General features: G+C 75.1%; 24 protein-coding genes. 13 read left to right on the forward strand and 11 right to left on the reverse strand.

From position 1 onward, the window contains the following. The first annotated feature begins 294 nt into the window (after window positions 1–294). The gene (locus tag ACF1AK_RS18895; protein WP_391499910.1) at window positions 295–1,260 is read left to right on the forward strand and encodes an alpha/beta hydrolase; all 966 of its coding nucleotides are present in this window, start codon (window positions 295–297) and stop codon (window positions 1,258–1,260) included. 319 nt (window positions 1,261–1,579) lie between these two features. Further along, window positions 1,580–2,317, forward strand: coding sequence for a hypothetical protein (locus tag ACF1AK_RS18900; RefSeq protein ID WP_391499911.1), 738 nt, complete (start codon window positions 1,580–1,582; stop codon window positions 2,315–2,317). A gap of 303 nt (window positions 2,318–2,620) precedes the next feature. On the opposite strand, the gene ACF1AK_RS18905 is transcribed toward ACF1AK_RS18900, so the two are convergent. Then, a complete protein-coding gene (locus ACF1AK_RS18905; RefSeq protein WP_391499912.1) occupies window positions 2,621–3,424 on the reverse strand; it encodes an exodeoxyribonuclease III in 804 nt (267 codons plus the stop codon). Between the two features lie 275 nt (window positions 3,425–3,699). Between ACF1AK_RS18905 and ACF1AK_RS18910 the strand changes: the two genes are divergently transcribed. Beyond that, window positions 3,700–4,476, forward strand: coding sequence for a GntR family transcriptional regulator (locus ACF1AK_RS18910; RefSeq protein WP_391499913.1), 777 nt, complete (start codon window positions 3,700–3,702; stop codon window positions 4,474–4,476). Window positions 4,477–4,666: 190 nt separating this feature from the next. On the opposite strand, the gene ACF1AK_RS18915 is transcribed toward ACF1AK_RS18910, so the two are convergent. From ACF1AK_RS18915 to ACF1AK_RS18925, 3 genes are all read right to left on the reverse strand, one after another. Then, entirely contained in the window at window positions 4,667–5,851 is a 1,185-nt protein-coding gene (locus tag ACF1AK_RS18915) for an ROK family protein (RefSeq protein WP_391499914.1), read from the reverse strand. Between the two features lie 302 nt (window positions 5,852–6,153). Further along, window positions 6,154–6,906, reverse strand: a complete 753-nt coding sequence (locus ACF1AK_RS18920) for an SDR family oxidoreductase (RefSeq protein ID WP_391499915.1) — start codon at window positions 6,904–6,906, stop codon at window positions 6,154–6,156. Window positions 6,907–6,990: 84 nt separating this feature from the next. Next, complete coding sequence (locus ACF1AK_RS18925; RefSeq protein WP_391499916.1) at window positions 6,991–10,185, reverse strand: CHAT domain-containing protein; 3,195 nt, start codon at window positions 10,183–10,185, stop codon at window positions 6,991–6,993. A gap of 100 nt (window positions 10,186–10,285) precedes the next feature. Between ACF1AK_RS18925 and ACF1AK_RS18930 the strand changes: the two genes are divergently transcribed. The 6 genes from ACF1AK_RS18930 (at window position 10,286) to ACF1AK_RS18955 (ending at window position 15,954) form a co-directional block, all read left to right on the forward strand. Continuing rightward, the gene (locus tag ACF1AK_RS18930; protein ID WP_391499917.1) at window positions 10,286–10,708 is read left to right on the forward strand and encodes a hypothetical protein; all 423 of its coding nucleotides are present in this window, start codon (window positions 10,286–10,288) and stop codon (window positions 10,706–10,708) included. Between the two features lie 75 nt (window positions 10,709–10,783). Beyond that, window positions 10,784–11,644: a hypothetical protein gene (locus ACF1AK_RS18935; RefSeq protein ID WP_391499918.1), complete on the forward strand. Its 861-nt coding sequence runs from the start codon at window positions 10,784–10,786 to the stop codon at window positions 11,642–11,644. Between the two features lie 626 nt (window positions 11,645–12,270). Beyond that, a complete protein-coding gene (locus ACF1AK_RS18940; protein WP_391499919.1) occupies window positions 12,271–12,960 on the forward strand; it encodes a class I SAM-dependent methyltransferase in 690 nt (229 codons plus the stop codon). Between the two features lie 58 nt (window positions 12,961–13,018). After that, a complete protein-coding gene (locus tag ACF1AK_RS18945; protein WP_391499920.1) occupies window positions 13,019–13,468 on the forward strand; it encodes a GNAT family N-acetyltransferase in 450 nt (149 codons plus the stop codon). Window positions 13,469–13,921: 453 nt separating this feature from the next. Next, window positions 13,922–15,328 carry an aminotransferase class I/II-fold pyridoxal phosphate-dependent enzyme gene (locus tag ACF1AK_RS18950; RefSeq protein WP_391499921.1) on the forward strand — a complete coding sequence of 469 codons (1,407 nt, stop codon included), beginning with the start codon at window positions 13,922–13,924 and terminating at the stop codon, window positions 15,326–15,328. A gap of 89 nt (window positions 15,329–15,417) precedes the next feature. Next, entirely contained in the window at window positions 15,418–15,954 is a 537-nt protein-coding gene (locus tag ACF1AK_RS18955; RefSeq protein WP_391499922.1) for a hypothetical protein, read from the forward strand. A gap of 51 nt (window positions 15,955–16,005) precedes the next feature. On the opposite strand, the gene ACF1AK_RS18960 is transcribed toward ACF1AK_RS18955, so the two are convergent. Further along, complete coding sequence (locus tag ACF1AK_RS18960) at window positions 16,006–16,398, reverse strand: winged helix-turn-helix transcriptional regulator (RefSeq protein ID WP_391499923.1); 393 nt, start codon at window positions 16,396–16,398, stop codon at window positions 16,006–16,008. Between the two features lie 73 nt (window positions 16,399–16,471). Between ACF1AK_RS18960 and ACF1AK_RS18965 the strand changes: the two genes are divergently transcribed. Continuing rightward, window positions 16,472–17,152, forward strand: a complete 681-nt coding sequence (locus ACF1AK_RS18965; RefSeq protein ID WP_391499924.1) for an NADPH-dependent F420 reductase — start codon at window positions 16,472–16,474, stop codon at window positions 17,150–17,152. On the opposite strand, the gene ACF1AK_RS18970 is transcribed toward ACF1AK_RS18965, so the two are convergent. After that, entirely contained in the window at window positions 17,118–17,927 is an 810-nt protein-coding gene (locus ACF1AK_RS18970) for a thioesterase family protein (RefSeq protein WP_391499925.1), read from the reverse strand. The two genes, ACF1AK_RS18965 and ACF1AK_RS18970, sit on opposite strands and share 35 nt — an antisense overlap. 428 nt (window positions 17,928–18,355) lie before the next feature. On the opposite strand from ACF1AK_RS18970, the gene ACF1AK_RS18975 reads away from it, so the two are divergent. Both ACF1AK_RS18975 and ACF1AK_RS18980 read left to right on the forward strand, forming a co-directional pair. Continuing rightward, window positions 18,356–19,261, forward strand: coding sequence for a helix-turn-helix domain-containing protein (locus ACF1AK_RS18975; protein WP_391499926.1), 906 nt, complete (start codon window positions 18,356–18,358; stop codon window positions 19,259–19,261). 219 nt (window positions 19,262–19,480) lie between these two features. Then, window positions 19,481–20,419 carry an aldo/keto reductase gene (locus ACF1AK_RS18980; protein WP_391499927.1) on the forward strand — a complete coding sequence of 313 codons (939 nt, stop codon included), beginning with the start codon at window positions 19,481–19,483 and terminating at the stop codon, window positions 20,417–20,419. A gap of 53 nt (window positions 20,420–20,472) precedes the next feature. On the opposite strand, the gene ACF1AK_RS18985 is transcribed toward ACF1AK_RS18980, so the two are convergent. The 5 genes from ACF1AK_RS18985 to bioB all read right to left on the reverse strand — a co-directional run bounded on the left by ACF1AK_RS18985 (window position 20,473) and on the right by bioB (window position 25,709). Beyond that, on the reverse strand, window positions 20,473–21,567 hold the full coding sequence (locus ACF1AK_RS18985; protein WP_391499928.1) for an endonuclease/exonuclease/phosphatase family protein: 1,095 nt from the start codon (window positions 21,565–21,567) through the stop codon (window positions 20,473–20,475). Window positions 21,568–21,716: 149 nt separating this feature from the next. Then, window positions 21,717–22,169 (reverse strand): hypothetical protein, encoded by a 453-nt coding sequence (locus ACF1AK_RS18990; protein ID WP_380288882.1) that lies wholly within the window; start codon window positions 22,167–22,169, stop codon window positions 21,717–21,719. A gap of 145 nt (window positions 22,170–22,314) precedes the next feature. Then, on the reverse strand, window positions 22,315–23,133 hold the full coding sequence (gene bioD, locus ACF1AK_RS18995) for a dethiobiotin synthase (RefSeq protein WP_391499929.1): 819 nt from the start codon (window positions 23,131–23,133) through the stop codon (window positions 22,315–22,317). Beyond that, complete coding sequence (locus ACF1AK_RS19000) at window positions 23,130–24,434, reverse strand: adenosylmethionine--8-amino-7-oxononanoate transaminase (protein ID WP_391499930.1); 1,305 nt, start codon at window positions 24,432–24,434, stop codon at window positions 23,130–23,132. The genes bioD and ACF1AK_RS19000 overlap by 4 nt, the downstream gene beginning before the upstream one ends. Window positions 24,435–24,479: 45 nt before the next feature. Then, complete coding sequence (gene bioB / locus ACF1AK_RS19005; RefSeq protein ID WP_391499931.1) at window positions 24,480–25,709, reverse strand: biotin synthase BioB; 1,230 nt, start codon at window positions 25,707–25,709, stop codon at window positions 24,480–24,482. Between the two features lie 306 nt (window positions 25,710–26,015). Between bioB and ACF1AK_RS19010 the strand changes: the two genes are divergently transcribed. Further along, on the forward strand, window positions 26,016–26,774 hold the full coding sequence (locus tag ACF1AK_RS19010; RefSeq protein ID WP_391499932.1) for a hypothetical protein: 759 nt from the start codon (window positions 26,016–26,018) through the stop codon (window positions 26,772–26,774). Window positions 26,775–26,801: the final 27 nt, after the last annotated feature.

Below are 26,801 nucleotides of genomic sequence, written 5' to 3' on the forward strand. Positions count from 1 at the left end.
CGGCCGGCGCCCTGACGCGTCTGGCGAAGGTTCGGGCCTGCGACTCGGGCACGGGGGATCAGGCGCGGGTGGCGCCTGGACTTTCTGAGCCCGCACCCGCCCTCCCTCACAGGTCCGGGAGGCGCACCCACCCCGGGGGCGCGCCTACCGGACCGCGTCGCTTCCGCAGCCCGGCCGCGCGGACGGCGGGGGGCGCCGTCCGGGACCGCCGCGTTCGGCGGTTCCGCAGGCCAGGACCCGCACCGGAGGCTTGACGGGTGCCGCGAACCGTGCGGCGCACAGGAAGGAGCACCCGTGTCCGTCAACATCCCGCGACCCGCGTTCGACCCGGAACTGGAGGCCGTGCTGGCCGCCCTCGGCGACCGGATCCCCCCGACCATGACCGCGGAGATGATCCCGCACATGCGCCGGGCATCGCCGTCGGAGGTCACCGACGACATGCTCCGCGCCGCCGGCCTGACCCGGCGCGACGTCACCGTCCCCGGCCACCTCGGGGACGACATCACCGTCTCGGTGATCGCCCGCGAGGACCACCAGGGCCTCGGACCCGGGATCTACCACACGCACGGAGGCGGCATGGTCTCCGGTGACCGGTTCTCCGGCCTGGTGCAGGTCCTCCCGTGGGTCGCCGACCACGACGCCGTCCTGGTCACCGTCGACTACCGGCTCGCACCCGAGCACCCCGACCCCTACCCGGTCGAGGACAGCTACGCCGGCCTGCTCTGGACCGCCGAGCACGCCCGGGAGCTGGGCATGGACCCGGACCGGCTGCTCATCGCCGGCCAGAGCGCCGGAGGCGGCATCACCGCCGGCATCGCCCTGATGGCCCGCGACCGGCAGGGCCCGGCCCTGGCCGGCCAGGTGCTCATCTATCCGATGCTCGACGACCGGGACCGCACGGTCTCCTCGGCCCAGTTCGACGGGGCCGGCGTGTGGGACCGCGGCAGCAACCTCATGGGCTGGAACGCGCTCCTGGGCGAGCGACGCGGAACCGACGACGTGTCGGTCTACGCCGCACCCGCCCGCGCCACCGACCTCACCGGCCTGCCGCCCGCCTTCATCGACTGCGGCTCCGCCGAGGTCTTCCGCGACGAAGACGTCGCCTACGCGACCGCGCTCTGGCACGCGGGCGTCCAGGCCGAACTCCACATCTGGCCCGGCGGGTTTCACGGGTTCGACCTCACCGCACCCCACACCGCCCTCGCCCACGCCATGACCGCCGCCCGCAACGCCTGGGTGGCGCGCACCCTGGGAACCTGAGGCGACACCTCCCCGGGGGCTCCGTAAACTGGGGGGCAGCCGAGAAGGAGCGCGGTGGTGCATCAGCTGGCCGGACGGTTGAACTCGACCGACCCGCAGGCGGGCGAGACCCTGCGGATCGTGTCCTACTTCGACGTCCTCATCGCCCGGGGAGCCGGACTCGACGGCCTCCTGCGCGGCGCCGCGCTCCTCTCCGGGACGGTCGCCGGCGCCGAGATCCGGGGACGGGTGACCCGGCGCGACCCGGACGGACACCCGCCCGCCCGACGCCCCCGATGCCCACCGGCGTTCCTCCCCGCGCTCCGACGGCGGCTGGACGGTGTGGCTGGAGCGCGACGGGGAACCGCGCCCCGACGACGACATGATCGCCGAGCGCCTCGCCCTGGGCGTCTACCTCCTGGAGGCGCGCCGCCACCCCGACAGCGGCCTCGATGCGATCGTCGACCCGCACCGCTCCACCGCCGAGCGCGCGGCCGCCCTCGCAAAGCACCGGATCGACCCGCAGACCAGGGTGCGCGTCCTGGCGACCCCCGCGGACGCTCCCGACACCGGCGACCCCAGCGGCATCGTCCCCACCCGGTACGGACTCCTCAAGGCCACCCTCGACCGCCACGGCACCCTCACCCCACCGCAACCGGCCGGCATCGGAACCTGGACCCGCGCCGACCAAGCCCCCGAATCCTGGGACGCGGCGGTCATCGCCCTGCGGCTGACCGACCCCACCACCCCAACCGTCGACGCCACCGACCTCGGAGCGATGCTCCTGCTCGCCCAGGCCCACGACCCCGACAACCCGCACCAGGACGTCCGCACCCTCGCCACCCTCGACCAGCGCTCCGCCGACATCCTCCGCACCCTTGTGGAAGCCGACAGCATCCGCTCCGCGGCAGCCACGCTCGGCATGCACCACTCCACCGTCCAGGCCCGCCACGAAGCACTGACCACCACCCTCGGTTACGACCCCCGCACCACCACCGGCCGCATGCGCTACATCGCCGCCGCACTCCTGCTACGCCTCACCGACCCGCTCACCCCCGGCCGGACGCAGAGCGCGTAGCACGGTTCGACTGGACCAACCACGTCCTCGCCTGCTCGCTGCGCAACAGCCACCTCAAGAAGGCCGTCTTTCCGCTCGACCCCGACGGGAAGCCGCTGCTCATCGACCCCACGGCCGAGGACCCGACACCGCACCTGCGCCCGGTACTGACGGTCCATCACGGGGAATTCCCTCCGCGCCTGGGTCCGCCGGTCAAGCGATCTACGTACCGGCTGCACCGGGAGGATACCGGCGGACCCGGACAGAGCGGCGGGGGATCGGCTCTGGCCGAGCCGCCGATCAAGGGGCGGCTCGGCCTCGTGGTCAGGCCTCCAGGTCGTAGACCACGGTCACGGGGGCATGGTCGCTCCACCGTTCTGCGTGAGTGGCGGCACGTTCGACGTAGGCCTCGACGGCCTTGGCGGCGATGCCGGGCGTTGTGCACTGCAGGTCGATGCGCCAGCCGGAGTCGTTGTCGAAGGCGCGGCCGCGGTAGGACCACCAGGTGTAGGGGCCGGTGCGGTCGGGGTGGAGGTGGCGGACGACGTCGGTGTAGCCGGCCTCGTCGTAGACGCGGGAGAGCCAGGCGCGCTCCTCGGGGAGGAAGCCGGCGGACTTCTGGTTGGCCTTCCAGTTCTTGAGGTCCTCGGGGCGGTGGGCGATGTTCCAGTCGCCGCAGACCACGACCTCGCGGCCGTCGGCGGCGGCGCGGGTGCGGAGCTTGTGGAGGTGGGCGAGGAACTCCGTCATGAAGCGTTCCTTCTCGTCCTGGCGCTCGGTGCCGACCTCGCCGGAGGGGAGGTAGAGGCTGGCGACAGTGAGGCCGGGGAGGTCGATTTCGACATACCTGCCCGAATTGTCGAATTCCGTCGACTCGAAGCCGATGGCGGTGCGGGTCGGCTCCGTGCGGGAGAGGATCGCCACGCCGGCCCGGCCCTTGGCGGCGGACGGGGCCCAGACCGTGTGCCAGCCGTCCAGGTCGCGCAGTTCCACGGGGAGCTGCCCGGGCTCGGAGCGCACCTCCTGTAGGCAGATCACGTCCGCCTCGGTGGCGGCCAGCCACTCGATGAATCCCTTCTTGGCCGCCGCCCGGATTCCGTTCACGTTCACACTCGTCACCACGATCACCCGGGCAGCCTACCCACTGCGCCGTGCGGGGGAGTGCCACGACGCGTCCGGTTGCGGAGCTGACGTGAACGCACCATGAAACTGTGCGGGAGTCCCCCCGTGCCGCGCTATTGGTCTTGACCATCTCCCGATCGAACCCCTAGGGTCACTTACTGCAAGGACCTTTAATAAAGAAGGACGGAAAAAGCCCGCTCTCCCACCTGCCGCGACAGCGGACAGCGGGCCGGGATCCGCCCTCTTTCAGCAGGGCGGAAGACACCAGGGTGGAGGACACGGTGGGAACCACAGGACAGCTCACGGCAGTACCGGAGCCGAAGTACTGGCACCTGCGCACGGTGCTGCTCCGCGCCATCGACACGGAGTTCACCATCGGCCAGGTCCTGCCGAACGAGCGCGAGCTCGCCGCCCGCTTCGGCGTCGCCCGGGCCACCCTGCGGCAGGCGCTGGACCAGCTGGAGCTGGAGGGCCGGCTGGTCCGCCGGCGCGGCATCGGCACCCTGATCGCCGCCCCCCGGGTCGGCGTCCCGGTGAACCGGCAGGAGGAGGGCTGGCCCGGCGCCGCCCGCAGCCAGGCCTGGCGCACCGTCGACTGCACCACGGCCCCGGCCGCCCGGCGGCTGGCCGAGGCGCTCGGCGTGGCCGAGGGCGCGCCGGTGCACACCGTGCGCCGGGTGCGCCTCGTGCAGGGGCGGACCGTGGCCACCGAGTCGCTGCACGTGCCCGCCGCCGCGCTGCCGCACCTGCCCGGCTTCCGGGCCGAGAGCGACCGTGCCCGTTCGGTGCTGCGCCAGCTGGAGCGCCTGGAGGTGGACGGCGAGTCCCGCTCCGTCGAGCTGGGCGTCGCCGAGGCCGAGCAGGCCGCCCTGCTGGAGCGTCCGCCCGGCTCGCCGGTGCTGGTGATGACCACGCAGTACGCCGCGGCCGGCCGGCTCGTCGCGCTCGCCGTCTCCACCTACCGTGCGGACACCTGCAAGCTGACCTTCGGCGAGACCGGCCTCGTCGAGGTCACCCCCGTCGGCGCCGCCCCCGTGGGCGCGGCCGCCGCCTCCTGAACCACTCCCGAAAACCCTCAGGCCCAGGTCCGAGCGCCCCGCCAGGCGCCCGGGCCTGGGCCGTTTTGCAGGAGAGGGGAGTCGGGGGGCGGGGAGGGGAGGACAGGAGTGGCGCGAACGCCGCCGCCCCGCCGCTTCGGTCCGGAGGCGGCGGGGCGGCGGGGCGACGGGCGGCAGGCCGGCGAGATGCTCAGGCCCGGGCCGAAACCGCCTCCGCCGTCGGGGGGTTGACGGCGAAGAGCTGCTCCTCGACCTGGTCGAGGGCCACCCGCAGGGCACCCATCGCGACGACCTCCGAGCCCAGGGCGGCCAGGGCCACCTCGGGGGCGCGCAGGGTGAACTGGGCGAGGCGTTCGCGCAGGGGGTCGAGGACGCCGTCCAGGCCGGCCGCCCAGCCGCCGATCACCACCAGCTGCGGGTCGATGGCCAGCACCAGGGCGGCGACGCTCTGCACCAGGCGGGTCAGGAAGCGGTCGGTCGCGACCTTCGCCACCGCGTCGCCCTCGCGGGCCAGCTTCAGCACCCGCGCCACCGCCGCCTCGTCCAGCGGGTTGAGCGGCTTGCCGGTGGTGGAGAGCAACCGTTCCGGCGTCACCTCCTGGCCCAGCAGGTGCAGTGCGCCGATCTCACCGGCCGCGCCGCCGAAGCCCCGGTGGAGACGGCCGTTGATGAGCGAGCCGGCGCCCGGGCTCAGGCCCGCCATGACGAACACGACGTCGTCGGCGCCGACCGCCGCGCCCTGCCAGTGCTCGGCGATCGCCGCGAGGTTGGCGTCGTTCTCGATCATCACCGGACAGCGGAACGAGCGCCGCAGCCGTGCCCCGAGGTCCAGCCCCGTCCACCCGGGCATCGCGGTGCCCAACTGCACGGTGCCGTCCCGGTCGACGATGCCGGGCGTGCCGACGCCCACTGCCCACAGGTTGTCCCGGGAGACGCCCGCCTTGCGCAGCACCTCCGCGACCACCGACCGCACGGCGGTGAGCCGCTCCTCCGCGTCCAGGGTCTCGTCGACCGGCCGGAAGTGGCTGCCCACCACCTCACCGGCGAGGTCGGCGAGGATGATCCGGATGTCGTGCACCCCGATCTCGATGCCCAGGATGTGCCCGGCCTCCGACCGGAACCGGAACCACCGGGCCGGCCGCCCGCGCCGGCCGGCGCCGGGCTGACTGCCCGGCTGCGGCTGCTCGACCTCGGCGACCAGGCCGGTCTCCACCAGCCCCTCGATCACGCCCTCGACCGTCGGCCGCGACAGCCCGGTGTCCCCGACCAGCTTGGTCAGGGTCACCGCATGGCCCTCGCGCAGCGCCCGGAGGGTCACCGCGGCGTTGATCCGCCGCAGGAGTGAGGAGTCGCCGCCGGTGAGTCTGTCCGTCAAGACGCTGCCCTTCGCCGTTCCGCGCGACTGCCCTTTCGCGCGTGCCGTGTACACGGGCACCACCGGGCGACGCCACCGGCCGGTCGTGCCGGAGGCCGCCCCCGGGCGGACCCGCGGGAATCGGCCGCCCGGCGGGAACGGCACGGCGTGCTGTGTTGCCTGCGCCGGTCCGGATGGCCTCAGCCGGATGCTACCGGGGCCCCGCCCCGCCCGGCGAGCATCTTCCCAGCTCATCCAGGCTTCGGTATCGAAATGGTACGGATCGGGTGGCCGTGCGTGACCCTGCCCTTTCCGCCCCGCCGTCAGAGCAGGCCACCGGTCGCCCCGAGGTTCTGCCCGGACACCCACCGGCCGTCCGGCCCGACCAGGAACGCGATCACGTCGGCGACGTCCGCCGGCTGCCCGAGCCGCCGCAGCGGCGTCATCCCGGCCACCGCCTCCAGCGCCTGCGGGGGATTGGTGGCGCGCAGCAGATCGGTCTCCACCGGCCCGGGGGAGACGGTGTTGCAGGTGATCCCGCGCGGTCCGAGCTCCACCGCGGCGGCCTGCGTCAGCTGCTCCAGCGCGCCCTTGCCGGCGAGGTACGGGGCGATGCCGGGGACCGGGCGGCGGGTGTTGAGGGTGGAGAGGTTGACGATCCGCCCTCCGTCGCGCATGTGCTGGGCCGCGTAGCGCAACGTCAGGAACACCGCGCGGACGTTGACGGCGAGCAGGGCGTCGAAGTCCGCCGGGTCGGTCTCGGCGAGCGGCGCGGGGGTGAAGGCGCGCGCCGCGTTGTTGACGAGGACGTCGAGGCCGCCCAACTCCTCCTGGGCCGCAGCCATCAGCCACTCCGCACCCTCCGGTGCGCCGAGGTCGGCCCGCACCGCGTGCGCCCGCCCGGCGCCCCGCGCGGTCACCGCGCGCACCACCTCCTGCGCCGCCGCGTCGTCGTGCGCGTACCCGAACACCACGTCCGCACCGTCCGCCGTCAGCCGCTCCACCACGGCTCGCCCGATCCCGCGCGATCCGCCCGTGACGACCGCCGCCCGGCCCGCGAGCACCCCGTCCGTCATCCCGACACCCCGTCTCCGGCCGGCCGCACACCGGCCCCGGGGAGAACCTACCGCCCGGGCCGGGCCCGGGCGGCGAGGCGCTCCTCAGGCGCCGACGTGCAGGTGCGCCGCCCAGAGCGACGGAGTGCCCGGCAGGGCGTCGCGCCGCTCCCGCACCACGGTGTGCAGGGCCGCCGCCGCCCGCCCGTAGTCGATTCCGCCGTCGGGGCGCAGCAGCCCGCGGTAGAACGCGGACGCGATGGCGTCGGATTCGTCGTCGTAGGCCTTCCAGAGGGTGCCGATCACCTGCCGGAACCCCATCAGCTGGAACGCCGAGGCCAGGTGGATCGACTCGTCGGCGAGGTCGTCGTTGGTGCTGACGGCGGTCTCGCAGGCGGACAGGTAGGCGAGTCGGGCGCCGTCGAGGTCGAGCGGGGCGAGGCTGAGCACGGTGAACGGGGAGCTGAGGTGGTCGTGCAGCAGCAACCTGCTGTGCGAGGGGTCGGCCGCCTCGCTGATCCCGTGACAGACCAGGTGGGCGACGGCGGCCGAGCCCAGCGCGTGCCGCACCCGGGCCGCCGTCGGCAGGACGGCCGGGTCGGCACCCGCACCGTCGGGCCCGGCCGGGGCGAGCACGGCGGACGGCAGCGGGAGGAGCTCGCGGACGGCCTCGACCTCGTCCAGGGCGTGGTCCAGGTCGGGCTGCCCCGGGGTGCTCGGCATCGCCACCAGCAGTGCCGCGTCCGGCCGTCCGGCGGCAGCGGACGGGGCGGGCCGCCGGGCGTGCAGCAGCGCCTGGACGGTGGGCGTGTACGAGGACACCGCCCGGTCCAGCACGGTGCGCCGCGGCCCGTCGGGCGCTGTCGCGGCCCCGGCCCGGTGGTGGCCGGCCGCGTGCAGCGGCAGTTGCCCGAGCAGCCCGCCGGGGCACCACCAGACCCGGGGGAGCGCGGCGCCCGGGCGATCCGGTGCCGGCGGCCCGAGCGCGTCCAGCACTGGTCCGGCGGCCGCGTCCCAGAGCCATTCGAGCAATCCGACGAGGCGCTGCTGGGCGGGGACGGAGACCTCCGGGTCGTCGTCCGCGGTGGCCGCGACGGCGGTGCGGAACGCCGCGGTCCGCTCCGCCACCACCTCCGGGGTGAGCCCGGGCAACGGCAGGACCCGGACACCGGACGGGGTCAGCACCAGGGCCGCGCTCCCGAACCGGCTCACGTTGAACACCACCACCGGCCCCTCGGCCGCCGCCTCGAACAGCCGCTCCGCCGGAACCGGGCGCAGGAACGAGGCGAACCCGTCGAGCGCCCGGATCTCCTCCACCGTCGCGGTGAAGTCCCGGAGCAGCCGCTGCCGGGTGGCGAGCTCGGGCGGCTCGGCGCCGGTGGCCGGGAGGACCCCGCCGTTCAGCAGGCCGACCTCGTCGGTGTCGAGCAGCCGCCGCAGTTGCTCGAAGCGGTCGGCCAGATCCGGGCGGTGGTCGCGCAGCGCCGTGAGATCGGTTCGGGAGTGCAGCAGTTGACCGAGCATCAGGGCCCGGCCGGACTCCAGCAGCCGCAGGGCCGCGAGCCCCCGGCCGGGGTCGCCGGGGCGGGCGGCGAGGGTGAGCGCGGCGGCGTCGGCGGCCAGGCCGAAGAAGCCGCCGAGCGCCTGCTGCTGGTCCCCGCGGTGGATGAACCGCGGTGCCACCTGCGGCAGCAGCCCGACGGCCTGGGCCAGCAGCCGCGCGCCGAGAGCGGGATCGGCCTTCGAGGTGATGAGCGCGACGAACCGCGCCGCGTCGATCCGCAGGCTGGCCTGGGCGGTGGGGGAGTCGGCGGCCTGCGTGAGGCAGTGGGCGGCCTCCGCGAAAGCGGCCCTCGAAGCGTCCGGGTCGGAGGCGGCCGCGCCGAGGTGGATGAGCGCGGTGCCCAGCCTGACCAGGCCGAGGGCGTGGCGCGGTCCGCCGCGCTCGACGGACGCCGTCATCGGGCGCAGCAGGTCGACGGCCAGCGCGGGGTCCGCGAGGTCGCGGGTGCGGTCGTACCGCTGCTGCAGGGCCGCGGTCAGGTGGATCACGTACTCCGGCCACGACGGGTGCCCGGGATCGGTCGCGACGAGGGCCTGCCGGAAGAGTTCGACGGCCCGGTCCAGGTCGGCCGGGTCGTGCTGCGGGTGCCGCTCGAACCGGGAGTGCAGCACGGCCGCCACCGAGAAGGCCAGCAGCGGCTGGTCGGCGTGGTCGGCGGGGGTGCGGCGGCGGGCCTCCCCGGCGTGCGTCAGGGCGGCCTCGGCGTCCTCCGGCCGGGATTCCCGGCGGTAGCGGAGGAGCAGCGCGCCGGCCAGGGTGGTGAGCGCCCGGCGGTGAACCTCGTCGCCCGGCGTGGCACGGCGGACGGACTCGCGCAGCCAGTCCACGGCGGTGTCGACGTCGTCGATCGACCCCGACCGTTCGAACCGGGCGGTCAGGGCGGCGCCGACGTTGAGCAGGAGGGCGGCGGCGTTGGGATCGTCGTCGCTGAACGCCGCGAGCACCTGTTGGTGGATCTCGATGGCGGTGTCGAGGTCGTCGAGCGACCAGGTCTGTTCGAACCGGAGCATCAGCACGACGGCGAGGTTCGACAGGTAGCCGGGCCGGTCCGGGTCGTCGGCGGGGGTGAGGGCGATGCCGCGGCGCAGCGACCGGATCGCCCGGTCGGCGTCGCGGAGGTCGCCGGTCTGCTCGAAGCGGTGACCCAGTACCTGCCCGTGGGCCAGCCAGACGGCCGCCGTGGCGCCGTCGGTCACCAGCGGCTCCAGGACGGCGGCGGCGCGCTCGACCTCGGCGGGGGCATCGGTGATGCCGAGACGTGCCTGGACGGCGATGCAGAGGATCTTCACCAGGTCGGCGTACTCGGGGTGCCCCGTCCCGGCGAGCCGGACCAGCCGGTCGATGCCGCCGATGGCCCGGGCGGCCGTCCCGGGGTCCGGGTCGGTCGTGATCATCATGAAGAACCGCTGGGCCCGGAACAGGACGGCCATCGGCATCAGCCCGGCGAGGGCGTGCGGGACGTCGCCGATGCCGCTCAGCCGGCAGAGGGCGAAGGAGCCGAGGGCGGCCTGCAGGGCCTCGGAGCGTTCGTCCTCGGTGAGCGATGCGGCCTCGGACAGCCCCAGGTGGACCCAGCCGAGGTCGCTGCGCGCCGCGAGGTCCTCCTCACGGTCGAGCTGTTCCTCGAACGCGGCGGCGAGGCGCCGGAGGGTCCGCTGCCGTGCGAGGGGGAACGGTTGCCCCCGCCGGGCCTGCTGTGCGGCGAGGTGCAGGGTTGCCCCGGGATCGGCCGTCACACTGTTCCCCCGCTGTCATTGATCCACTCAACATGCGTTCGTACCATCTCAGTTGATCTGATATCAGAAATGTGCGGACGGGTCCAGGAGGAAGCGGCGGATGGTGCGAAGAGGGAACGGGATCGACCGGGCGGTGCCCTACCTGTGCGAGGGGGAGGCACGCATCCGCAGGACGCTGGCCGCGGCCGGGACCGAAGCCGTGCTGGACGCGGCGCTGGCCGCGATCCGCTCCGGCACGGGCGTGCGCGAGGGGCTCGACGGGGTGCACGACGCGCTGCGCCGCGCCGGGCACGCGAAGGGCCTCTACGGCGAACTCCGGGGCGCCGAACCGGTGTCGCCCGCCTCGTCCTTCCCGGGCCTGGGCCGGCCGGCGCAGGCCCGGGCCGCCGTCTACGCGTGCCCGGGTGGCCGGTGCCGGCGGCTCGAACTGGGGAAGGACGCGATGCCGGCGCCGGTCTGCGCGGTCGACGGCGGGCCGATGAGGCTGTCCGGTACCGGTACCGGGTCCGGGGCCGGGTCCTGACGTGGACGCCGTCCTCTCCGCCCTCGGCAAGAAGGCGATGAGGGATCGCTGCTGCTGTGGGGCGCCCTCTACGTCGTGATCGGGGCCGCCGCCGTACGGCTCGGCCACGCCCTCGACGTCGCCGGGCTGCAGGCCGGGGCGAAGTCACTGGCGGCCGGGCTCGGTTCGGGCGGAGCGGGGGTGATCGCGACGGCGGCGCTCGCCGCCGGGCTCGCGGCGGCCGCGGCCGGACTCGCGGCGCGCGGGCTCGGCAAGATCACGGAGGTCGCCGCGCTCACCGACGACTGGCAACGCTGGCCGGCCCCCCTGGGCCGGCCGGTGGCGGGCATCGTCCGCCGCCGCCGGGCCGGGCACCTGCGCCTCCTGGCCCGGGAGGCGGCCCGCCAGGACGCCCGAGAGCCCCGTCCGCTGCCGGACGACGCCCCCCGGGTGCTGCGCCGCACCGCCCGGATCCTCACCGGACCCCCGGTGCGGGCCAGTTGGAGCGGCGACCGGATCCTCGGGACCGGCGACGCGCTGCGCGCGGCCTACGGGCTCGACCTCGCCGGGCTCTGGCCGAGTCTGTGGCTGGTGGTGCCGGACGCCGACCGGGCGGAGCTGAACGCCGAGCGGGCGGCGGTGGGCTCGGCGACGGGGCTGTTCGGCTGGGGCTGGCTGTACCTGCTGCTCGGCTCGGCGTGCTGGCCGCTGCTGTTCCTGGCGGGCGGTGTCCTCCTGGTCGCCCGGTACCGGCTGCGGGCGGCCACGGCCGGCTTCGCCGAGCACGTGCGCCGCGTCAGCCAGCTGTACGCGCCCGAGCTGGCCCGCCGGCTGGGATCGGCGCGGACGGGGCCGCTGGACCGGGCGACAGTGGTCGAACTGCACGCGGCGCTGGGCCTGCCCGCACCCGAGCCGGAGGCGCCGGGCGGCGCTGAGGGCGGAGCCGGAGCACCCTGACGACGGCGCCCCGAGCCCGGGATTCCCTTGGCCCTCGGACGTCCGGTCCGGCCGTCACTGCCCGATCCGGGGCGGCTTGCGGTGCCCGTTCTGGCGGGCCACCGGCGCGGCGCGGGTGCGGGCGGCCCGTGATCTGCCGGCCGAGCGGCCGGCCGGCGAGCAGCAGGGCGTGGACGGCCCGGTCCACGGCCGAGGACCCCGGGGAGTGCGCCGAGCCGTGCACGTCGGCGTGGAACGCGGCCAGGCCCATGACGGTCCCGTTGGCCCCGGCGGACCCCCGCCGCTGACCGCCCCGGACGCGGGTGCTCGTCGCGCCGGAGGAGGAGCGTCCGCAGGGCCGCCGTACGGTCCTGGACCGGCGGCGGCGCAGTGGTGCTCACGCGACATGATGACTACCTGGCGGAACGTCAAAAAGACTGGCGGGCAGTCCGGTTGAGTTCCTCCGAGCCGCCTCTCCGTCGGACCATGGGATCCCCCCGCCGCACGGGGAACGATGGCCCCAGCGCCCTGAGCGCACAGCAGGCCCGGTGTCACGGCCCCCGATCGGCCCGGTCCGCGGGGCCGTTGACCGGGCGGGCGCGGCGGGGTGGGCGGAGCACCTGCTCAGGGGGCTTATGCTGCTGCGCATGCTGAGCGAGACACGCCCGGTGGGTTCGGGGGCGGCCATCTTGTCGGATCAGGAGTTCGTGCGGGCACAGACCCGGATCGGGCCGGTGCCGTTCGTGCCGGAGGTGCGCCTGCACATGGCGGAGGACGCCATCGCGCTGTGGGAGACCACCGAGGCCGCCCGCGGTGAGCGCGGGCTGCCGCCGCCGTTCTGGGCGTTCGCCTGGGCGGGTGGCGTCGGGGTCGCGCGGTACGTGCTGGACCACCCGGAGCTGGTCGCCGGGCGCACGGTGCTGGACCTCGCGGCGGGCTCCGGGGTGGTCGGCGTCGCGGCGGCGCTGCGCGGCGCCCGTGCGGTGCGGGCCGCCGAGATCGATGCGTACGCCGTCGCCGCCATCGAGGTCAACGCGGCCGCCAACGGGGTGGAGGTGTCCGCCGCCGTCGAGGACCTGCTGGACGGGGACGGCGCACCGGCCGAGGTGGTGCTCGCCGGGGACGTCTTCTACGAGCGGGCGATGGCGGCCCGGTTCCTGCCGTTCCTGCAACGCGCCCGGGCGCGGGGCGCGGTGGTGATCGTCGGTGACCCGGGCCGCGCGTACCTGCCGCGCGAGCGGTTCACCGCGCTGGCGGCGTACGACGTGCCGGTGGTCGCGGACCTGGAGGACGCGGCGCTGAAGACGACCACGGTGTGGGAGCTGGCGGGCGGCTGAGTGTCCGGCTGTCGATATGGAGCGCGCGGCGGCGCGGTGCGCTGGTAGACAGCCACCCATGAGCGACTTCACCCTGCGCACCGCGGGCCCCGACGAGATCCCCGCCGTGCTCGCCCTGTGGGCCCGCGCCGCCAAGGGCACCAGCATCACCGACGACGCCGACGGCGTGGCGGCGCTGCTCGCCCGTGACCCGCAGTGCCTGCTGGTGGCCGTCCGGGCGGACGACCCGGCCGTGCTGCTCGGCACGGTCATCGCGGGCTGGGACGGCTGGCGCTGCCACCTATACCGGCTCGCCGTCGACCCGGAGCACCGCCGGCGTGGCATCGGCGCGGCGCTGTTGGCGGCCGCGGAGGACCGGTTCGCCGCGCTCGGCGGGCGGCGGGCGGACGCGATGGTGCTGGACGAGAACGCGCTCGGCCACCGGACCTGGCGGGCCGCCGGGTACGGGCCGCAGCCCCAGTGGACGCGCTGGGCGAAGCCGCTGGCGGGGCCGGAGCGGACCGGCTGACCGCCCGCGCGGGGGCCGGTGCGGTCGTCCCCCCGCCCCGTCGTGCCCGTCCACGGCCGTCCGGATCCGTGCAGGCTCGTGCAGGCCCGTCCGAGGTGGGCCGCCGCCCCTGGGAAGGCGCCGGACGCGGTGGCAGCATCGCGGTGACCTCTACGTGGGCGGCGCGCCGGGGTACTGCTTCTGCACCCGGATGTGGTACACGAACGGCAGCTACACCTCGGGCTGGACGGAGTCGCCGCCCACCTGTTCCTGACACCTCCCCCGGAGCCTCCCCGGCCGGGGAGGCTCCGGGCCGGTGGGGGCGCGCGGCCGCCGGGGAGGGTGCGGCGGGACGGGCGGGCTGCCGGCCCGTCGCCGGATGGGCGCGAACGGCTGGCGGGGGCCGGGGACGCGTGGTGCGCTGGAGCCGTCCGCATGCGAACCGACCGCACCCCGGAAGTGAGCCACGCCGTCATGACCGCTTCGACCGGCCGCCCGACGCCGACCGCCGAACTCCTCGCCCGGATCCCCGACTTCGAGCAGGCCCTCGCCCTCCACCGCGACCTGGAACCGGACACCGCGATCAATCTGTCCGTCGCGGAGAACGTCCTCGTCTACGAGGGCTCGATGCAGAAGATGATCTTCGACCACATCGACCTGCTCCCGGAGAAGTACATCCACTACGCCACCCCGTACGGCTCCCCGGAGCTGCGCGAGGCGGTCGCGGCACTCCTGGCCAGGGCCTTCGACGCGCCGGTCGCACCGGACGACGTGTTCGGCACGGGCGGCGTCGGCTCCGCGCTGGAGTGCCTCGCGTTCGCGCTGCAGTCCCCGCCGAGGCCGGGGGAGGCCGGTCCGCCGCCGTTGAAGGAGGGGGACGCCGTCCTGCTGCCCGCGCCGTACTGGCAGGGCTTCAACTGGTCGTTCGAGCAGCGCCCGAGGCTGAAGTGCGTACCGGTGGGGCTTCCGGCACAGGGGCCGGACCGGTTCCGGCTGACCCTGGACGTGATCAGGGAGGCGTACTTCACGTACAAGCGGCTGTCCGGCGAGTTCCCCCGGCTGCTCGCGCTCACCAATCCGCACAACCCGCTGGGCGTCAACTACGGTCTGCCGCTGCTCGACGAGATCTACGCCTGGGTGCTCGACGAGACCGACATGCACATCGTCTCCGACGAGATCTACTGCCACTCGCAGGTGGCCGGTGCGCGGGTGCCGTTCACGAGCGCGTTCGCGCTGGACGCGTACACGCGGGCCCCGGAGCGGATCCACGTGGTGTGGGGGTTCGCCAAGGACTTCGGGCTCTCGGGCTTCCGGACCGGCTTCGTGGTGTCGAAGTACGGGCCGGTGCACCGGGCGATGACCGGTGCGACGGACATCGAGGAGAAGACCCACTCGATGTCGTGGTTCACCCCGGTCGACTCGCTGAAGCACTACGTCCTCGGCGAGCTGCTGGAGGGCACGGTGAACGGCGGCACGGAGCTGTACACCACCTACGCGATGCGGCAGTACCAGGAGATGCTGAGCGAGAGCTTCGAGAAGGTGCGGGCGAGGCTGGTCGAGAAGGAGATCGACTTCGTCCACACGGAGGGCGACAACCCGGCCCAGTTCTTCTGGCTGGACCTGACGGCGTACCTGGGCAGGCGCACCGGCGAGCTGCCCTGCGGGACGACGACGTTCACGCCGCCCAACGACATGGACCCCGACGAGCAGTGGCTCTTCGAGTACCTGCGCTGCGAGCCCACCGAGGTCACCCTCCTCCCGGGCCAGACCATGCACAGCCCGGCGCCCGGATTCTTCCGCCTGTGCTTCACGGCCTACCGGCCGGACGTGGTCTGTCAGGCGATCGACCGGGTGGCCGACGCCCTGGCCCGGCTGACGTAGGCGGCGCAGCGGCCGGTCCAGGGGGTGCGGGCTCCGCCGGGGCCGGCCGGCGCCGGAAACCCGGTTGACGCAGGGTGGACGATGGCAGGGTGATCGACAGGGAACGCGCGATCGGGCTCGTCGAGGCCTATCTGGCGGGCGAGCGGCCGGCGGGGCCGGGGCCGGGGCCCGAGCGGGTCGTGCACGCCGTGGAGGAATGCGAGGTCGGGTGGCTGGTGTTCTGGGGCCCCGCCGCGCGCGACCGCGCCGGCAGCGCGCACGACAGGCCCGTCGGCGGCGACAGCCATGTGCTGGTGGACCGGTACGACGGGAGCCTGCACTACGTCGCCGAGGCCTGGTGGCGGCCCGAGGGGTGGGAGGACCACTACCTGCTCCAGACCAAGGGCGTCCGGCGCCCCGATCCGCTGGCCGCCGAGGTCCGCGCCCTGGTGGGCTCCGCCGGGGTCGTGGCCGCGCTGCGGGAGCTGCGCCGGCGGGCCCCGCGGCTGGGGCTGCCGCAGGCCAGGGCCTACGTCGCGGCGGTGCGCGACGGCGCCGAGCCGCCGGAGGAACTGGCCGCCCTCACCCGCGAGGAACCGCTCGCGCCGTTCTGGCCCGTCGACACCCTGGCCGGTCCGGTGGAGTAGCGGGCCGGCCCGGCCCGGATCACGGCGCCGCCCCGCCCGGGAGCGGGGAGGTCAGGCGCCAGGCCCTTCCGCCCGCCCCTCCGCGCTCCGTGCGCGGGCCTCCGCGAGCTCCTGGGCGGCCATCACCTCGTCGCCGTGCTCGAACGCCCAGGCGCCCACCGCGTCGATGGGGGCGAGGAAGGTGCGGCCGAGCGCGGTCAGCCGGTACTCGACGCGGGGCGGGGCGCCGGGTGCGGCGCGGCGTTCCACCAGGCCGTTGAACTGCAGGCGGCGCAGGGTCTCGGTGAGCACCTTGGAGCTGATGCCGCCGATCCGCCCGCGCAGGTCCACGGGGCGCAGCGGGCCGTCGCGCAGGGCCCAGAGGACCACCGCGTTCCAGGTGTTGGCGAGCAGGTCGAAGGCGAGCCGGGCGCGGCAGTCGGCGAGGAAGGCGTCGGTGGTCACGTACCGAATGGTGCCCGACGGGTTCCCTAACGTCGCAGGGGACGGTCCCGAACGACGAACGGAGAGCAGTCCGATGAGGATCGGTGTGCTGGGCACGGGCAACATGGCGGACGCGCTCGCCACCCACTGGGTGCGGGCCGGGCACGAGGTGACGGTCGGTGGGCGCGACGCCGCCCGGGCGCAGCGCCTCGCGCGGCGGATCGGGGGCGGGGCGCGGGCCGCCGGGCTGCGGGCGGCGGCCGCGTCCGGTGAGGTGGTGCTGGCCGCGCTGCCCTTCGGGGCGGGCGCGGAGGTGGTCCGGGAGCTGCGCGCGGAGTTGGACGGCAGGGTGCTGGTCGACTGCTCCAACCCCGTCGGCCCCGGCTTCCGGCTGCTGACCGAGGGCGGGACGTCGGCGGCGCGCCTGCTCGCCGAGGCCGCCCCCGGGGCCGAGGTGGTGAAGGCGTTCAACCTCTGCCACGAGGACGTGTGGCGGCTGCGGCCGCCGGTGTTCGACGGCCGGCCGCTGGCCGTGCCGCTGTGCGGGGACGGCGCGCAGGCCCTCGCCCTGGTGTCCGGGCTGGTGCGGGACACCGGCTGCCGGCCGCTGGCCGCCGGAGGGCTGGACCGGGCGGGCCTGCTGGAGGCGACCGCCGCGCTGTTCATCGGCCTCTGGGTCGGCGAGGGCGCGGACGCGCAGGCGATCGCCCCGCCGCTGGAGTACGCGACCGGCGGCCCGCTCAACCCAGGGGACGCGGCTGCGGACGGACGGTGAGGATCTGCTCGGCCTGGCCGACCGGGCCGTCCACGTCGTGCAGCACGGTGCTGGTGAGGCCCTGGCCGGCCGGGCCGAAGGTGACGGTGGTGTCCAGGCCGGTCCACGGCCCGCGCGGCGCGCGGTGGAGGTGGATCGTCAGGTCGACGTTGGGGAACATCCACTCGGCCGGGTCCTGCTGCGGGGCGATGCCGTTGGCGGTGTCCACCAGGGCGACGAACGAGGCCAGCGGGCTGCTCGGCTCGCCCGCGACCAGGTCGACGTTCGAGGTCAGCCAGGCCGTCGCGCGGCCGCGGCGGGCCGGTGGCACCCGGCGGACCTCGACGGAGGAGATGTAGCCGCCGTCCCACGCGTCGCCCATGGCCCAGACGGGGAGGTCCTCGGGCGCGGGCAGCGGCTCGCGCGGACTGTCGGCGACGGCCGAGGTGTCCAGGGTCGCCAGCAGCCATGCGCGGGCCCGCACGACGGCGCGGCCGCCCGTGGTCACGGTCGCTTCGAGGAGTTCGATGGTGCGGCCCGGGCGGACGGTGCGCACGGTGATCTCGCACTCGTCGAGCGCGATCCGCCCGAGGATGTCGTAGCTGATCCGCGCGAGCGTCAGACCGCCGGGGCGCCCGTCGAGGTACCGGTCGACGGCGTGCACCACCAGGCCGGCCAGCGGGCTGAAGTGCTGCTCGTCGGCGCTCCACGCCCCGCCCGCGTGCGCGGTGGGCTTGAACGTGTGCTCGCCCGTCCGCTCGTAGTAGCTCTCGCGCGCGATCGTGCTGGTGGTCACGGGGGCCGTCTCCTTGAGCGGGGCAGGTGCGTCGTTCCCGCATCGTAGGCGGACGGGGCGGCCGAGGTCGCCGTGATCCGGCCCACACCGGGACGAACCGGGGGCGAACGGGACGAGGGGCCCGGCCGGCCGGGACGTCTCGGCGGGAACCGCGTCGTGCGGGCGCCCCGCGGTGCCGTACGGTGAGCCGCGGGGCCCGTGCCCGCGCCGCGGTGAGCCGCTCGCGCGGGTGTGGCCGGCGGGGACGCCGGCCGGTCCGGCGTCCCGCCCCGGCGTTCCCGCCCGGTGGCGGCCCCGCCCCCCGTGCGGGGCCGGCACCGGGCGGCACCCGTCCAGCATGGGGCCGGGAGGCCGGTGGATCCTTGTACGAAAGCGAACCCGGTGGGCCGCGGCGGGGAGGCCGCGGACGCCGCGGGCGAGGAGGGGACATGGGTGCGACGAGCGGCGGCGCGGCGGGCGAGCGCGGCGAGAAGGTCGAACGGCGGCCGCCTCCGTGGATGCGCGGTGACGTGGTCAGGGCCCGCGGGTACCTGTCGGTCGGCGTCCAGAACCCGAGGGTCACGCTGCCCAGCGCCGCCGTGACCCTGCTGGTGGGCTGGGGCGAACCGCTGCACATCCGTCAGGGGCTGGGCGGCACGGGGCGTGCGGAGACGCGCCAGGCGATGATCGCCGGCCTGCAGACGGCACCGGTGCTGGCGGGGTTCCGGGGGTCGGGCCTCGCCGTGGAGATCGAGTTCACGGCCGTCGGGGCGTCCCGGGTCTTCGGACTGCCGCTGCACCTGCTCACCAACACCGCCGTCCACCCGGACGAGGCGATGGGCCCGGGCTGGACCGCGCGGCTCACCGAACGGCTGGCGCAGGCGCCGGACTGGCCCGCCCGCTGGGCCGCCGTCGACGCCGCCCTCGGACCGCGGCTCGCCGCCGCCCCGTCCGCCCCGGGGCTGGCCGTGGAGGCCTGGCAGCGGCTGCACGAGGCGCACGGCGGGCTGAGCGCGCGGGAACTCGCCGCCGCGACCGGCCGGGGCGAGCGCCGGCTCCAGCGCGTCTTCCGGGACCACGTCGGCGTACCGCCGCAGACGGTGTCCCGGATCCTCCGCTTCCAGCGCGCGCTCGCCCTCTCCGGCCGGACCCACCTCTCCCTCACCGATGTGGCGGCGATGAGCGGCTACCACGACCAGGCCCACATGAACCGCGACTTCCGCGCGCTGTCCGGCCGCACGCCCGGCGAACTGCGCATCGTCGCCGATCAGTTGACGGCCGGTGGCGGCTCCGCGGAGGCGCGTGAACCCGCCTGCCTCCGTGACTTCTTCGAGGCCGGCACGGTGGACTGGTAGCCGTGGCGGCGCCGCCGCCGGCCGGGCTGGACACCGGCCCCGGGGGATCGCCGGGAGCGCTCCGGTTCCGGGCGCCGATCCTCGCGATGCCGGCCGTGGGGAGCACGGCGCCGGCGCTCGCGGCGTTGGTGTTCCTCCTCAGGTGATCCGGGAAACCGTTGCGGGTGATCGCGAACCGGTCTTGAATGGTCCGGACCACAACGGGAGGGGTGCGAACCGATGACGATTCCTCAGCGGACGATCGTCCTGGGCACATTGGGTTTCGGCACGATCGTCGACGAGGAGACCTCGTTCCGGCTCCTGGACCACTTCGTCGAGCGCGGCGGGACGGTCCTGGACACCGCGAACAACTACGCCTTCTGGCTCGACGGCGCCACCGGGGACGAGAGCGAAGCCGTCATCGGCCGCTGGCTGGCCAGCCGCGGGGCGCGCGACCGGGTCGTCATCAGCACCAAGGTGGGCGCCCGGCCCACGGTCCCGGGGGCCGGGCTGGAAGCGGCGGAGGGGCTGTCCGCGAAGGCGGTGCTGGCCGGCATCGAGGGCAGCCTGCGGCGCCTCGGCACGGACCACGTCGACGTGTACTGGACGCACATCGAGGACCGCTCGGTGCCGCTCGCCGAGACCGTGCAGACCCTGGCCGGCCTGGTGACCTCGGGCAGGGCGGGCGCGGTCGGCGCCAGCAACCACGCCGTGTGGCGGGTCGAGCGGGCCCGGGCGCTCGCCGGTGACGGCCCGCGCTACGCGCACCTGCAGTACCGGTACTCCTACCTCCAGCCGCGCTTCGACGTGCCGCTGCCCTCCTCGGCCCATGTCCACGTGACGTCCGAACTCCTGGACTACGTGCGCTCCGAGGGCGATCTGCGGCTCTGGGCCTACAGCCCGATCCTCTCCGGCGGTCTCACCCGCGACGACGTCGGGATCGGCGCCGCCTACGACCACCCGGGCACGCCGAAGCGCCTCGCCGCCCTGCGCGCCGTGGCCGAGGAGACCGGTGCCACCGTCAACCAGGTGGCACTCAGCTGGCTGCTCGACCACGAGGCGCGGATCCTGCCGCTGGTCGGCGTCAGCAAGGTCGCCCAGCTCGACGAGGCGCTCGGGGCGCTCGACGTGACGCTGACGGCGCAGCAGCGCGCGCGGCTGGACGGGGCCGCCCTGTAGGCCGGCCCCCGCAGGCCCCTGGGGGCCGGACCCGGAGCGCCGGGACCGGCCCCTCAGGCCGTCGGACGGCCGGACAGGGAGATCCGCAGGTCCTGGGCCCGGTGGTCGGACAGGCCCCGGTCGTCGACGAAGACGTAGCGCCGCACGGCGAGGCCCCGGTTGGTGAACGCCCAGTCCAGGCGCCACCAGTCGGTGCCGAGGACGCCGCCCCAGCTGCCGGGGTAGAGCTCGCCGCTCGCCGAGCGGGCGTCCTCGAAACGGGCGCGCAGCGGATCGAGGTCGGCCATGGCGGGGCTGGTGTTGAAGTCGCCGGCGATCAGCAGGGGGTTCGGGTTGGCGGCGGCGTCGCGCTCCAGGGCCGTGAACTGGTCGCGGCGGGCGGTGTCGGCCTCCCGGACCACCCGGTAGAACGCGCCGTCGAACACCGACTCCCGGGGTTCCACCTGCACCGGGATGTGCACGTTGTAGAAGGACACCGTGCGCCCGTCCACCTCGACGTCGGTGCGCAGCACCTTGCGGCGGTCGAACTGCTCCGCCCAGGGCGCGTCCGGGGCGAGCGCCGGGCCGACCGGCGGTGTGGCGAGCACGGGGAAGCGGGAGAGGGTGATCAGCTCGCCGGTGGCCACCACCTGGTAGCCGGGGAACTCCCGGTGGATGCGGTCGAGTTCGTCGACCTCGTGGTGGGAGCCGTGCGACCGTTCCAGGTATTCCTGGAGCAGGTAGACGTCGGCGTCGCGGGCGCGCAGGAAGCGGTAGAAGGCGTCCGGGTCGTCGGTGGTGTCCCAGTACTCGGTGTTCCAGGAGAACACCGACAGTTCCGGCCCGGCCGCGGCCGCCGGCGAACCGGGCACCAGGGCCGACCAGTTGAGGCCCGCCCGGGGCAGCCCGGCGACCAGCAGCGCGACCGCCGCCGGCACCAGCCACCGCCGCGCCGCCCGGGCCGGGAGCGTCCGCACCAGGGCGAGCAGTGCCACCGGGACGGCGAGGAACAGCAGCGGCGGCGCCAGCGCGGGTATCAGCCAGAACCACCACCGGCCGTTCGCCAGGAAGTCCAGCAGCAGGAACACCGCCCACAGCCCGACGAGGCCCGCCGACAGCCGTGAGCCGCCCGAAGACCGAAAGCGCGGGGAATCGGAATCGGGATCCATGCGGCGGAGCCTAGCAGCCGTCCGGAACGCCGGGATTCCGCCGTCCGGTCCGGTGGCGAATTCCGCTCTGGAATCCGGAAAGAGTCCGGAACGCCGGGGGGGGGGACCGGACATCGCTGACGGGCAGACGGCCGGCGGCGGGCCGTCCCTCAGCCGCTGTTGCTCAGCGCATAGGTGCGGAAGGTGGCCAGCAGCGGCAGCACGTCGGTCTTGCTCGGCTCCTCGGTGACGGCCCGCATGGCGTCGATCACCGCGTGGGCGATCACCTTCACCACGGCGAGGTCGTCCCCGGCCGTCTCGCCCCAGGCGCAGAGCGTGCGGGTGAGCAGGGCGCTCATCCGGGCACCGATGTTGGAGCTCACCGCGTCGGTGAGTTCGGCCAGCTCCTCGTCGGTCATGCTGGAGCGCAGCCCGAAGGCCAGCGCCATCAGCGTGTCGACCGCGTGTTCGCCGTACAGCGCGACCAGGGCGGCGAGCGGCCGTTCGGCCGGGCCCCGCGCGGCCAGCGCGGTCAGGGCCTCGTCGTCGTCCTTCCAGGCCGCTTCGAGCGCCGCCAGGGCCCGCAGGGCCTCGTCCACCATCAGGCCATCGCCATCCGTCATGCGGAGAACGGTATTGAGCGCCGCCGCGCGCCGGGCCGCCTCGGGCCGGGATCTCACCCGTTCGAGCGACAATCACGGCATTCCGTCGCGCGGACGGGTGGCGGCGGCCGGTGGACGCGGCGGGCCCCGGCCCCGGTCGGGCGGCTCAGCCGGCGCCGTGCGCGGCGGTGAACGCGGCGGCGTCCCAGTGGCCGTGCAGGGCGGGCGCGAGCGCCCCGGCGGCGAGCGCGGGGAAGTCCCCGGCCCGGCCCGCGTGCTGCGGCAGCGCGCCGAGCAGCGGGGCGCCCGCGACCCGGGGCAGGTCGGCCAGGTTGCAGCGGTCCGCGAGAGCGGGGGAGTCCGGCCAGGAGCCGACCACCACACCGAGCAGCGGCAGCCGGCGCGCGGCCAGCGCCTGCGCCGTCAGCGCCGTGGTGTTGAGCGTGCCGAGCCCGGCCGAGGCGACCAGCAGCACCTCGGCGGGCAGCCCGAGGTCACGCACGGCGCCGGCCTGGTCGGCGAGCGTGCGGCCCTGTTCGTCGTAGCGGACCAGCAGCCCGCCCGCGCCCTCGACCAGCACCAGGTCGTGCCGTTCGGCGAGGCCGGCCACCTCCTTGGCCACGTCCTCCGCCGCCAGGCACGGCAGCCCGGAGCGGCGGGCGGCCGTGTCCGGCGCCAACGGTTCGGGGTAGCGGGCGAGTTCACGCAGCGTCAGCCGATCCGGGGCCGGGGCGGCGGGCCCGGCCAGCCGGCCGACCTCCTCGACGTCCCCCGGCTCGTCCGGCGCGACGCCGGTCTGCCCGGGCTTGACCACCGCGACCCGCAGCCCGGTGCGCAGCGCGCTCGCGGCGACGGCCGCCGTGGTGACGGTCTTGCCGACCTCGGTGCCCGTGCCCGTCACGAAGACGACCCGCCCGCTCGCCCGCTCCCCGTCCCGCACGTCCGCCGTCCCTTCCCCGGGCGGGCTCCCTGCCGTCCCGCTCATCCGGCCACCGCCGCCGCCGTCACGGCCGCGGCGATCCGCGCCACGTCCTCGTCGCCGGTCACGTACGGCGGCATCGTGTAGACGAGGTCCCGGAAGGGGCGCAGCCAGACGCCCTCCCGCGCGGCGGCCGCGGTCGCCGCCGCCATGTCCACCGGGTGGTCCAGCTGGACGACGCCGATCGCGCCGAGCACCCGGACGTCCTTGACGCCGGGCAGCGCGGCCGCGTCCGCCAGGCCCGCGCGCAGTCCGCCCTCGATCCGCTTGACCTCGGTGTGCCAGTCCTGGCCGAGCAGCAGGCCGATCGAGGCATTGGCGACCGCCGCGGCCAGCGGGTTGCCCATGAACGTGGGCCCGTGGGCGAGTACGGGCATCTCACCGCGGCTGATGCCGTCGGCGACCTCCGCCGTGCAGAGCGTGGCCGCCAGGGTGAGGTAGCCGCCGGTCAGCGCCTTGCCCAGGCACATCACGTCCGGTGCGACGCCCGCGTGGTCGGCGGCGAACAGGGCGCCGCTGCGGCCGAATCCGGTGGCGATCTCGTCGAAGACCAGCAGGACCCCGTGCCGGTCGCACAGCTCGCGCAGCATCCGCAGGTGGGCGGGGGAGTGGAAGCGCATCCCGCCGGCGCCCTGCACCACCGGCTCGACGATCACGGCCGCCAGCTCGTCGGCGTGACGCTCCATCACGTCCCCGAAGGCGTCCGCGTACTGCGGGTCGAGCGGGGCGTCGAAGCCGGCCGGCGGCTCGGGCGCGAACAGCTGCTCGGGCAGCACCCCGCCCCACAGGTGGTGCATGCCGCCCTGCGGGTCACACACCGACATCGGGTGGAAGGTGTCCCCGTGGTAGCCGCCGCGCCAGGTCAGCACCCGCCGCTTGCGCGGCCGGCCCACCGACTGCCAGTACTGCAGGCACATCTTCAGCGCGACCTCGACGGACACCGAGCCCGAGTCGGCGAGGAAGACGTGCCGCAGCGGCTCCGGGGTGATCTCCACCAGGGTGGCGGCGAGCCGCACGGCGGGCTCGTGGGTGAGCCCGCCGAACATCACATGGCTCATCCGGCCCAGCTGTCCGCGTACCGCCTCGTCGAGCACCGGGTGCCCGTAGCCGTGGATCGCCGCCCACCAGGACGACATGCCGTCCACGAGTTCGCGGTGCCCGCCCGGGGCGGGCGCGGCCAGCTTCAGCCGCACGCCGGAGGCGGACTCCACCACGTACGGGGTGGAGGTGCCGGGCATGGGCCCGTACGGGTGCCAGACGTGCGCCCGGTCGAGTGCGAGCAGGGTGTCCGTGGACAGCTGGGTCATGGGGAGGGGGCTTTCCGGGGTGTTCGGGGGCTGCGGCGGCGGGGCTCAGGCGTTGGGCGCCAGCTCGGTGCCGGCGCCGCGGCGGCGCACCCGCACCAGGTCGGTGCGCGCCTCGTCGCCCGCCCCGGCCGGCTCCGTGCCGGCCTCCGTGCCGGCGGCCGCGTCGCCGTGGGCGTGCCCGCCGCACGGGCCGCAGCCGCCGCCGCTGCCGCAGCCGCCCGCCGCCGGGGCCGCCGTCCCGCAGCCGCCGGACGCCTGCGCCGCGACGTCCGCCCGGTGCCGGGGCAGGGTGTTCTCGCCCATGCCCTCCACCTCGAAGCCCGCGTCCCGGATCATGTCGAGGTCGGCCTGCCCGGCCTGGCCCTCGCTGGTCAGGTAGTCGCCCAGGAAGATGGAGTTGGCGATGTGCAGGCCCAGCGGCTGCAGGCTGCGCAGGTGCACCTCGCGCCCGCCGGCGATCCGCACCTCGGTGTCCGGGTTGACGAACCGCACCATCGCCAGGATCCGCAGGCAGCGCTGCGGGGTGAGGTTCCACTCCTTGGCCAGCGGGGTGCCCTCGAACGGGATGAGGAAGTTCACCGGCACCGAGTCCGAGCCCAGCTCGCGCAGCGCGAACACCACGTCCACCAGGTCGTCGTCGCTCTCGCCCATGCCCGCGATCAGGCCCGAGCAGGCCGACAGGCCCGCGCCGTGCGCCTTCTGCACGGTGTCCACCCGGTCCGCGTAGGTGTGGGTGGTGGCGATGTCGCCGTAGGTGCCCTCGGAGGTGTTCAGGTTGTGGTTGTAGGCGTCGACGCCGGCCGCCTTCAGCCGCTCGGCCTGGTTGTCGGAGAGCAGGCCCAGGCAGGCGCAGACCTCCACCGCCGGGTCGGCCTCCTTGATCGCGGCCACCGTGTCGGTCACCCGGTCGATGTCACGGTCCGTCGGGCCGCGGCCGCTCGCCACCAGGCAGACCCGCTTGGCGCCGCCCGACACGCCCGCCTTCGCCGCCTCGGCGGCCTGGCCGGGCTTCAGCCAGGTGTACTTCAGGATCTCGGCCTTGGAGCCCAGGCGCTGCGAACAGTACGAGCAGTCCTCCGGGCACAGCCCGCTCTTCAGGTTCACCAGGTAGTTGAGCTTCACCCGGCGGCCGAACCACCGCCGGCGCACCCGACCGGCGGCCGCGACGACGTCGAGCAGCTCGTCGTCGGTGGTGGCGAGGACGGCGAGGGCCTCCTCACGGGTGGGGGTCTCCCCACGCAGGCCCTTGGCGGTGAGGGTATCGAGCAGATCCATGGGGCTGATCCTGCCTGCTGCCCCGCGACGGACGCCAGAGGAAACCCACCAGAAGATCCCCGGGAAGCTGTGCGAGTTGTCACAGTGTCGCAGCTCACGGTAGTGGCGCAGGTCACGTCGGGTTCCGGGTGCTCCCCGCGGCCCGCGCGGGCCCCCGCCCCCGTGATCTTCACCACCCGTGACCTGCATACAATCTGCCGCATGACCACGCAGGGGGAGCGCGCCCCGTCATCGGCAGAACGACCGGACGGGCCACCGGCAGAGCACACGTCCCAGCGGCAACCCGGGCCGTACCGGGCCAGACGCGTGACCGCCCGACGGGTCGTCGGCTGGGTCACCGTCGCCGGCGTGGTGGCGGCCGGCGGCTGGATCGTCACCCGCCCGACGCCCGGTGACTACATACCGGGGCTCGGCCCCTCCAGCAAGGAGGCGTCCAAGACCCCGCCGATCGTCGGCGACCCGCCGGCGCGCACCGTCGCCGACCCCGAGGCCCTCGACGTCGACGTGTACTTCCCCGCGCAGCGGATCGTCGAGTCGGGCAGCTACAAGGGCAAGCGCTCCGGGGTGCGGCGCGGCGAGAACTGCACCGAGGTGCTCCAGGACCGCACCCTGGAGCTGCTGCGCGAGGCCGGCTGCAAGGGCTACCTGGCCGTCAGCTTCACCGCGCAGGAGAAGCCGGTGCTCAGCAGCATCACCCTGCTGCGCTTCGCCGACGCCCCGACGGCCGCCAAGGCCGCCGAGTCGCTGCGGGCCAAGCCGGGCTCGGTGGCCTTCATCCTCCCGGACGCCTCCGCCGCCCCCGCGCTGCCCACCGCCCTGGCCCGGCCCGCGACCGAGCCGCGGGTCGAACTCGTCGGCCACTACGTGACGGTGACCAGCTCGCGGCCCGCCGACGCGCACCCCGGGGCGGTCGTCGCCACCGGCACGGGGTCGCCGAGCCCGTCCGGCGCCCCGGTGAGCCCGCTGCCGGTGCCCTCGGCGAGCGCCGTCAACCTCGACCAGCTGCTCGACGAGGCGACCCGGGCCATCTCCTTCACCGCCGGCGCGCCGTTCGTCTGGATGTAGCGGACCGGCCGGTCCGCGGTGGAGCCC

The organism is Kitasatospora sp. NPDC015120, from assembly GCF_043080305.1.
Classification (GTDB): Bacteria; Actinomycetota; Actinomycetes; order Streptomycetales; family Streptomycetaceae; genus Kitasatospora.

Excerpts from the sequence above, each read along its gene's own strand:
- ACF1AK_RS18920 (WP_391499915.1), bottom strand. The coding sequence starts at position 6,906 with ATGACGGACGGGGTGCTCGCGGGCCGGGCGGCGGTCGTCACGGGCGGA.
- ACF1AK_RS18930 (WP_391499917.1), top strand. The coding sequence starts at position 10,286 with ATGGTGCGAAGAGGGAACGGGATCGACCGGGCGGTGCCCTACCTGTGC.
- ACF1AK_RS18940 (WP_391499919.1), top strand. The coding sequence starts at position 12,271 with ATGCTGAGCGAGACACGCCCGGTGGGTTCGGGGGCGGCCATCTTGTCG.
- ACF1AK_RS18945 (WP_391499920.1), top strand. The coding sequence starts at position 13,019 with ATGAGCGACTTCACCCTGCGCACCGCGGGCCCCGACGAGATCCCCGCC.
- ACF1AK_RS18950 (WP_391499921.1), top strand. The coding sequence starts at position 13,922 with ATGACCGCTTCGACCGGCCGCCCGACGCCGACCGCCGAACTCCTCGCC.
- ACF1AK_RS18965 (WP_391499924.1), top strand. The coding sequence starts at position 16,472 with ATGAGGATCGGTGTGCTGGGCACGGGCAACATGGCGGACGCGCTCGCC.
- ACF1AK_RS18975 (WP_391499926.1), top strand. The coding sequence starts at position 18,356 with ATGGGTGCGACGAGCGGCGGCGCGGCGGGCGAGCGCGGCGAGAAGGTC.
- ACF1AK_RS18980 (WP_391499927.1), top strand. The coding sequence starts at position 19,481 with ATGACGATTCCTCAGCGGACGATCGTCCTGGGCACATTGGGTTTCGGC.
- ACF1AK_RS18985 (WP_391499928.1), bottom strand. The coding sequence starts at position 21,567 with ATGGATCCCGATTCCGATTCCCCGCGCTTTCGGTCTTCGGGCGGCTCA.
- ACF1AK_RS18990 (WP_380288882.1), bottom strand. The coding sequence starts at position 22,169 with ATGACGGATGGCGATGGCCTGATGGTGGACGAGGCCCTGCGGGCCCTG.
- bioD (WP_391499929.1), bottom strand. The coding sequence starts at position 23,133 with ATGAGCGGGACGGCAGGGAGCCCGCCCGGGGAAGGGACGGCGGACGTG.
- ACF1AK_RS19000 (WP_391499930.1), bottom strand. The coding sequence starts at position 24,434 with ATGACCCAGCTGTCCACGGACACCCTGCTCGCACTCGACCGGGCGCAC.
- bioB (WP_391499931.1), bottom strand. The coding sequence starts at position 25,709 with ATGGATCTGCTCGATACCCTCACCGCCAAGGGCCTGCGTGGGGAGACC.